Source organism: Niastella caeni, assembly GCF_004834005.1.
GTDB classification, from domain to species: domain Bacteria; phylum Bacteroidota; class Bacteroidia; order Chitinophagales; family Chitinophagaceae; genus Niastella; species Niastella caeni.
Genome location: NZ_STFF01000014.1, coordinates 152,664 through 160,760 on the forward strand (window position 1 = coordinate 152,664; position 8,097 = coordinate 160,760).

General features: G+C 42.9%; 3 protein-coding genes. All 3 read left to right on the top strand.

Annotated features, from left to right (window positions below):
• Positions 1-326 precede the first annotated feature (326 nt).
• Positions 327-3,380, top strand: a complete 3,054-nt coding sequence (locus FAM09_RS29355; protein ID WP_136580735.1) for a SusC/RagA family TonB-linked outer membrane protein — start codon at positions 327-329, stop codon at positions 3,378-3,380.
• A gap of 30 nt (positions 3,381-3,410) precedes the next feature.
• Entirely contained in the window at positions 3,411-5,147 is a 1,737-nt protein-coding gene (locus FAM09_RS29360) for a RagB/SusD family nutrient uptake outer membrane protein (protein WP_136580736.1), read from the top strand.
• A gap of 327 nt (positions 5,148-5,474) precedes the next feature.
• A complete protein-coding gene (locus FAM09_RS29365; protein WP_243751807.1) occupies positions 5,475-6,965 on the top strand; it encodes a hypothetical protein in 1,491 nt (496 codons plus the stop codon).
• Positions 6,966-8,097 lie beyond the last annotated feature (1,132 nt).

The following is an 8,097-nucleotide window of genomic DNA, read 5'->3' on the forward strand; positions in this document are numbered from 1 at the left end:
ATAATCATTATTACATAAGGAAAATTTTTCAAGTAGAGCATGCCATAATGTTACCGTTATATTAATAATGGTAATATCTTTCAATGGAATACACGTAATATTTAGCAATTATGGGTATGCATATACGAAATAGTAAGATATTCCATCATTTTAGAAAGAAATGACATTGTTTCGCAAGGTATGAGGCCGTTTCTTGTGGCCTGTTATCTAATATCCTGAAAAACACAATCCCCCATCTCTATGCACGTAGATATTTTACGTTGTTGTTCCTTGGTTATACATAGCTCCTCTCAATTGTTAAAACATAAATCTTAAACAACTGTTGTATGATTGGAAAACCGTCGTCCTTGAAATGCCTGATGGCGTTTTTTTTGCTGCTTAATTGCACGTACCTGATCGCACAGGAAAGAGTTGTTACAGGAAAAATCAAAGATCCTTCGGGGAATCCGCTTCCCGGGGTGAATGTAAATGTGTGGGGCACCCGAATAAGTGTCACCGCCGATGTAACAGGTACTTTCCGCCTTCCAGTTCCTTCTGAAAATTCCGTTCTTGTATTCAGCTTTGTAGGCTTTTTACAGAAAGAACAACGAGTAGGAACTGATTCCACATTTAATATAAGCATGGCCTACGACAATGCCGACCTTGACCAGGTGGTGGTAGTAGGTTATGGTACGTCAAAAAGAAGAGACCTTACCGGTTCCGTGTATTCGGTAAAACCCGGTATGGTAACTGCTACGCCTACCTTTAATGCGTTGGAAGCATTACAGGGTAGAATACCCGGTATGGATATCCAACGTTCTTCCGGTACCGCCGGTGCCGGCGTTAACGTACAGATCCGTGGTATAAGAACTATCAATGGAACCGACAAAGGTCAGACCGGCGCTCCCAGCGCACCCTTATATATTATTGATGGTTTCCAGGGAGGAAGTATTTCCGACCTGAACCCCAACGATATTGAGTCGGTGGAAGTGTTGAAAGACGCCTCGGCCACCGCCATTTACGGATGGATGGGCGCCAATGGTGTGGTTATTGTTACTACTAAAAAAGGTAAAGAAAGGCCCCGCATTTCCTATAATGGCTTCTATGGTGTGAATGGATACACCCAATATCCCAAAGGAAGAACGGGCGAAGATTATGTGGCACTGAGAAGGGAAGCCTGGCGTACAACCAATGGTACTAACCCTGTATCTGATGATCTGCTGTTCTCCGATGCTGCAGAACTGAACGCCTTCAAGAACAATCAATGGGTTGACTGGTATGACCTGGTTAACCGCAATGGTGTTCAACAAAGCCATACAGCCTCTATACAATCAGGTGGTGATAAAACAAAAGTATTCTTTTCTACAGGTTATTATAAAGAAGAAGGTATGTTACGCGGTAATGATTTCACGCGTTTCAATACCCGTTTAAACTATGATCAGCGCATTAGTAATTCGTTTAAAGCCGGTTTTTTAACCCAGGTAACCTATACCAACACCAATTCGCGGTACGATCCTTTGACCCAGATCAACAGCGTCGGCCCGCTGGGACAAGTATATGATAGCCTGGGAAATATTAAATTGTATCCCCAGCAAACTGCTGCACTGGCAAGTACAAAAATAAGCCCGTTGGCCGATGAAAGACCAGGTGTATATAAAGACAACAATATTCGCGGTAACATTAATGCCAATGGTTATTTTGAATTTATTCCGATTGCCGGATTATCGATCAGGACCAACCTGGCAACTACGTTGTCTTTCAACAGAAGAGGTTACTACTACGATTCATTGTCGATCCGCCGCCGTCTCAGTGGTTTGCCTAACTATGCAGAGCAGGAAACTGGTTTCAGCCGGTTCTATGCATGGGAAAATGTAGTTAACTATACCCGTAAAATTGAAGACCATTCTATTACGCTTACAGGTATTACCTCTTATACCCGTTCAGATGATGATGCCCTGGAAGCTTTTGGTACCAGATTGTTATTACCTTCTAACCAGTTTTACAGATTGGATGCTACTGAACAAATCAGCCGTAGTATCTCATCTACCTTAATAAGAACCACTACCATGTCTTATGCCGGACGTATTAATTACTCATACAAAGGCAAGTACCTGTTGACCGCATCATTACGTGCGGACGGAGTATCGCGCCTGGCGCCCGGACAAAAATGGGATTACTTCCCCTCTGCAGCCGTGGGTTGGAATATTCACCAGGAAGAGTTTATGAAAGATGTGATCTTTGTAAATAACTTCAAGATCCGCGCCAGCTATGGGGTAGCCGGTAATGCTACTGTTCTTCCTTATGCTACGCAAAACCTCATCGATCCGTTCTCTTATGGCCAGGGTTTTGGGGATATTTCGGCATACCAGTATCGATTTGCTTTAACTACAGGTACTGCTGATTTAGGTTGGGAAAAAACTGCGACCAGGAACCTGGGTATTGATTTCGCCTTCCTGAAAAGCCGCGTTTTCGGTACCATCGATGCTTATCATTCAACAACCACTGATGTATTGTTAAGACGTTCTTTACCCTTATCAACCGGTATAGAGAACATTTGGCAGAACGTGGGTGAAACGGAGAACAAAGGTATTGAGGCTGCCATTTCAGTGGTGCCTGTTAGCACCCGCGATCTCAGATGGACCAGCACCGTTACCTATACAGCTGCAAAAGAGAAGATCACCAAACTGATCGATGGAAAAGATATATTTGGAAACCCGATAGAAAGTAAAACTTTATTACTGGGACGTCCGGTGAATTCATACTATGGGTATAAGAAAGAAGGTATTTGGCAAACAGATGAAGCTGCAAAAGCTGCCACCATTTTTGTAGGTTCCACTCCATTCAGACCAGGTGATATTAAACTGACTGATATGGATGGAAATGATACTATTAACACGAAAGACTATACATACCTGGGGTCGAACGTACCCAAATGGTTTGCCGGCTGGCAGAATACTGTCACCTATAAGGGGTTTGAGCTGAGCGTATATATGTTTGCCCGTTGGGGTCAAATGATAGAAGCTAAATTTATGGGCCGTTATAATCCCTCAGGTTTAGGTAATGGTCCGGCTAATTTTAACTACTGGACCCCGGAAAATCCTTCAAACGATTTCCCCCGTCCACGTAAAGATGCCGCAATAAGCTCTTATACCGGTTACACTGCTTTGAACTTTATCGATGGTTCTTATCTGAAAGTTAAAACGGTGACGCTAGGCTATACTTTACCGGTTGCAGCAACCAGGAAAGTATATTTGGAGAAGCTGCGTATTTATGCAACCGCTAATAACATCTTTACCCAGGCAAAAAATAAATTACTCAAAGATTACGATCCTGAAAGAGGCGGTGATGAGAATGGTCCTTTGAGCCGTCAGATAGTAATTGGTATAAATGCAGATTTTTAATTTATTCTTTATCCTCAAACACAAGATTTTATGAAGATATTAAAATATATGCCTCTTGCTGCAGTTTTAGCCTCCTCGGCCACGATCACATCCTGTAACAAGAAGTTGGAAGAATATAACCCAAGTGGTTCTACTTCTGATGCTGTATGGTCAACGCCTGCCGGTTTTTTAACCGCTGTTAATGCAGCCTATTATGAAACGCGCTCCTGGTATGGAAAAGAAGATGGGACCATACTGTCTGAAGGCGGAACCGATATCTGGTTTTCCTCGGCAAAGGCCCCTTATGCCAAAGAGATAATAAAATATGAAGCGTTTACCGCTGCGCAGGGTACAAACAATAATGCCTGGAAATCGATATGGAAAGGTATTAACCAGTGTAATGCCGGTATTAACCGCATTGACCAGGCTGGTTTTACTGATCCGGTTGAAAAGAATACCCGTTTGGCTGAGTTGCGTTTCCTGCGCGCTTTTTATTACTATCATATCGTGGAAACATGGGGTGGTGTGGCATTGCGTACTACTGAAACAGATGGTGCATTACTGACTGCAAAACGTAGCACACCAGAAGAGTTTTATGATGTAATGATCGGTGACCTGGAATTTGCGAAAGATAACCTGCCCAACAAATGGGGTGCTGATTATAGCCGCGCTACTAAAAAGGGCGCTTTAGGCTTGCTGGCCAGGGTATATCTTGCCAGGGGATACTATTCAGGTGACGCCAATAGCTGGTTTACCAAAGCCAGCAATACCGCCCAGGAAGTAATTAATCGTAAAGCAGAATTTGAGGTTGATCTGTGGGCCAGCTATGCCGACATGTGGAAGCCTGCTAATAATAAGAGAAATAAAGAGGCCTTATTTATTCTGAGTAACTCGGCCACTAATACGCAATCAAGTTATGATGGTAATGCAAGCCGGATGCACATGTTTTACATGTCGCAATATACTTCAAGGCCTGGTATGGCCCGCGATGTGGCCAATGGCCGGGAAGACGACCGCAAGTTTATGCCTACGCGTTATTTGCTGAGTCTGTATCAAGATGCAGATAGCAGGTATGAAGGTTCATTTAAGGAAGTATGGATCTGTAACAAAGCGTATACCTGGGATGGTCCCACTGCATTGCTGTATGGTAAAGATTCTACCGTCTTTAAAAATACAGTAATGAGAGTTGGCGATACTGCCCTGGTGGTTACCAAGAATATAGTAGCACCAGCCATTAAAGCTTCAAAGCCTTACGTATTATTAGACCGTTATGATATTTATAGTCCTGCCAACGATACCATCCTGCCTAAGTTTGCAAACACTTATGTACAGTTGAATAAATTTGTGGATCCCAATCGTACGAACGCTGATCAGCGTCAGGGTTATAATGACATTTTCCCGATACGGTTAGCCGAAATGTACCTGATCGCTGCAGAAGCAGAGTTCAAACTGGGTAACAATGGCGCCGCTGCAACATATCTCAACGTGTTAAGGACAAGAGCTGCCAAACCGGGTCAAACTGCTGCTATGCAATGTTCAGCAAGCGACATCACTATGAAATACATACTGGAAGAAAGGGCCCGTGAAATGTGTGGTGAGTTCCAACGCTGGTTCGATCTGAAACGGACCTTAAAGGGAAATAATGGCGGTACCTGGGTTAGTTATATCAAGGACGCGAATCCTGATATCATGGCCATCCAGGGATTTCATATGCTGCGTCCTGTACCACTTAATGAACTGAGTGGATTGACGAATAGAGATGAATTCGGTCAGAACAATGGTTATTAATGAAATAAAAATTCTTTTAAATAGTTACTTGTCCTCTGAAGATGTGTCCATCCGTACCCGGAAGCCTTGCAACGGCTTCCGGGCAGGATACAAAGAAGTAAAAGTAATTGTAACAACACATAGCAATAATTCGATCTAGTAACCTTTAAGTCATGGAAGAAAAAAGATCCTGTCCCGGTTTAACCGGTGACGGGATTTTTGTTTTAAGATATGTTATGGAAATCCTTTATGTGAGATATGGCTTTTTGAGAAATTATTAGCGTGTCAAAGATAATTTTGGAAATTAAAAATGATTATTGATTTTTACATGTAATCGGTCCTTTCCGAATGCCTTATCAAATGCCGCCAAAACTAACTTGTGTCTTAATTATTGCTGTATTCCTGTGCCATTCAGGCAGGGCGCAGGATAACCTTTCCCCAATCGATAAGGTTATAAATTTCCCATCTTCATTTTTTACAAAGGTCAATAAGAAAACGGCTCAACTGGAAGAGCGATTAACGAAGCAAACGGAAAAATACCTGCAGAAGCTGGCCAAACAGGAACAACGCCTGCAACGGAAGCTTTCCAAAATTGATTCTACGGCTGCAAAACAGCTATTTGCCAATAGCGAATCCCAGTATACAAAATTACGAAGTGAGATAGCGGGAGATTCTGTTGTTACCGGAAGGTCGGGAGCATATATACCGGGAATGGATTCTCTTAAAACCTCTTTATCTTTTATTGAACAAAATAGTTCACTGCTTTCTTCGGCAAAAGAAGCTAAGAAGAAGGCGCAGGAGTCGCTGGCAGGTGTAAGCGGGTTGCAAAGCAAGTTGCAGCAAACTGAACAGGTAAAAGCATTTATCCGGCAACGTAAGCAACTGATTAAGGAGTCGTTGAGTAAGTATACAAATCTACCCAAGGGGCTTACCAAAGGGCTGGCTGATTTTAACAAACAGGCATATTATTACAGTGCGCAGTTAAAAGAGTATAAAGAAATGCTGAATGACCCTGATAAAATGATCCAAAAAGGGTTGTCGTTACTCAATAAACTGCCGGCATTTACCCAATTCATGAAGCAGCACAGCGAGCTGGCCAGCCTTTTCAGATTGCCGGATAATTACGGTACGCCCCAAAGCCTTGCCGGACTGCAAACAAGGGCGCAGGTACAACAACAGATACAGTCGCAACTGGCTGGTGGCGGTCCCAACGCCCAGCAATACCTGCAACAAAATTTGCAGGCAGCGCAGTCGCAATTAAACCAGTTAAAAGACAAGATCAACAAGTTGGGCGGAAGCAGCAGCGGCGATGCCGACATGCCTGATTTCAAACCCAATAACCAAAAGACAAAATCTTTCTGGCAACGCCTGGAATACGGCACCAACTTTCAAACAGCAAAGAATAATTTCTTTCCCACTACTACCGACATGGGCTTGTCGGTTGGTTATAAATTAAACGATAAAAGCACTGTAGGTGTAGGCGCCAGTTATAAAATGGGGTGGGGAAAGGATATTAAACATATTGCCATCACGCACCAGGGTATGGGCCTGCGTTCTTTCCTGGATATAAAACTCAAAGGCAGCTTTTTTGCCAGCGGTGGATTAGAATATAATTATCAACCATTGAAAGCCGATAGCGTGAATACCCCCTCCACCGGAGCGCACTGGGATGAGATCTCCAGTTGGCAAAAGAGTGGTTTAGTTGGTATCAGCAAGATCATCTCCATAAAAAGTAAATTCTTCAAAAAGACCAAACTGCAGTTGCTGTGGGATTTCCTCAGCTATCAGCAAGTGCCGCGCACCCAGCCGTTGAAGTTTAGGGTGGGGTATAATTTTTAGATTATACGGCTGTTCCATGCTTGGTGTGTGTTCCATCAAGGGCTTTAATTATCGAAACCGATTTTTATGTTTTTTAGATGCCTGCAGTGTAGTTCGTTGTTGCAATGTACTCAATACGCCTACCTGATAGCCGGAAGAACTGATACTTCCTGCACCTACCTACCACCGGAATTACATGGTATAATTCAAATTCTATGCACTTCCTATACACTTCCTATGCAATTTCCAGGCAGACTTGTGAGCATGTTTTATACTGTCTTGTACAGAAAAACCTTTACAGGTGGGGAGGTTAATACTGGAATAACTTTACACCTGATGCTAGGGTAATAGTAGCCTAATTGCCTAAGTATTGTACCGGTATTCTCTGAAACCCCTACAGAGACACTACAGGGATTCTCCAGGAACACTACTCCTGCATGAGAATCCTTAGAGAGTCCTTAGAGAATACCCAGAGAGTACCCAGAGAGTACCCAGAGAGTACCCAGGCAATCCGACACGCATTCTGGTAGCACATTTCTTGGCAGGCCTTCCCGCATGGGTTCTACCTGAATTGGTGTCGGGTTGTGGGGGAGTGGTCAGAGAGTGGTCAAGCAGTGGTCTGTAGCACTACAGGTTCCTGAGAACACCTATAGGGTCTGCAGACATTAGTTAGGCCACTACACTACCAGTTTACCACAACACCGGTACCAGACTATATATGACCGAAACGGAGATCAGGTTGAAAAGTTGGGAGAGCGGGTGGGTGTTGGGACAAGAGAAAAGGCAAATGCTGGATTTTTCTATTTAGAAAATCTTATAAGTATTTGATTATCAATATTATGTGCCCTTTTATAAGATTTTCAGGTTGTTTCCCTGCCTATTTGAATTCTTCAATGTCACTCAACGATTAAAAAGGTAGATAACATCCTCGGTAATTTCATCAAATTTTAGTAATCTCGGTGTCAGGAGATCGTTAGGTTAACATCTACACTCTTGTAGTATTCCAAAGGTTTTGATTAGTTGCTACTGTGACTGATGTGGCGAAGGCGTGACACGAACGAAGGCTTTTACGAGTATAATTAATAGTTAGTACATTGAATAATAATGTTTTGTAAGTTCTTTATGGATATAGACACTATACAGACCATATATT

Coding starts and splice junctions, on each gene's coding strand:
- FAM09_RS29365 (WP_243751807.1), top strand. CDS start 5,475: ATGCCTTATCAAATGCCGCCAAAACTAACTTGTGTCTTAATTATTGCT.
- FAM09_RS29360 (WP_136580736.1), top strand. CDS start 3,411: ATGAAGATATTAAAATATATGCCTCTTGCTGCAGTTTTAGCCTCCTCG.
- FAM09_RS29355 (WP_136580735.1), top strand. CDS start 327: ATGATTGGAAAACCGTCGTCCTTGAAATGCCTGATGGCGTTTTTTTTG.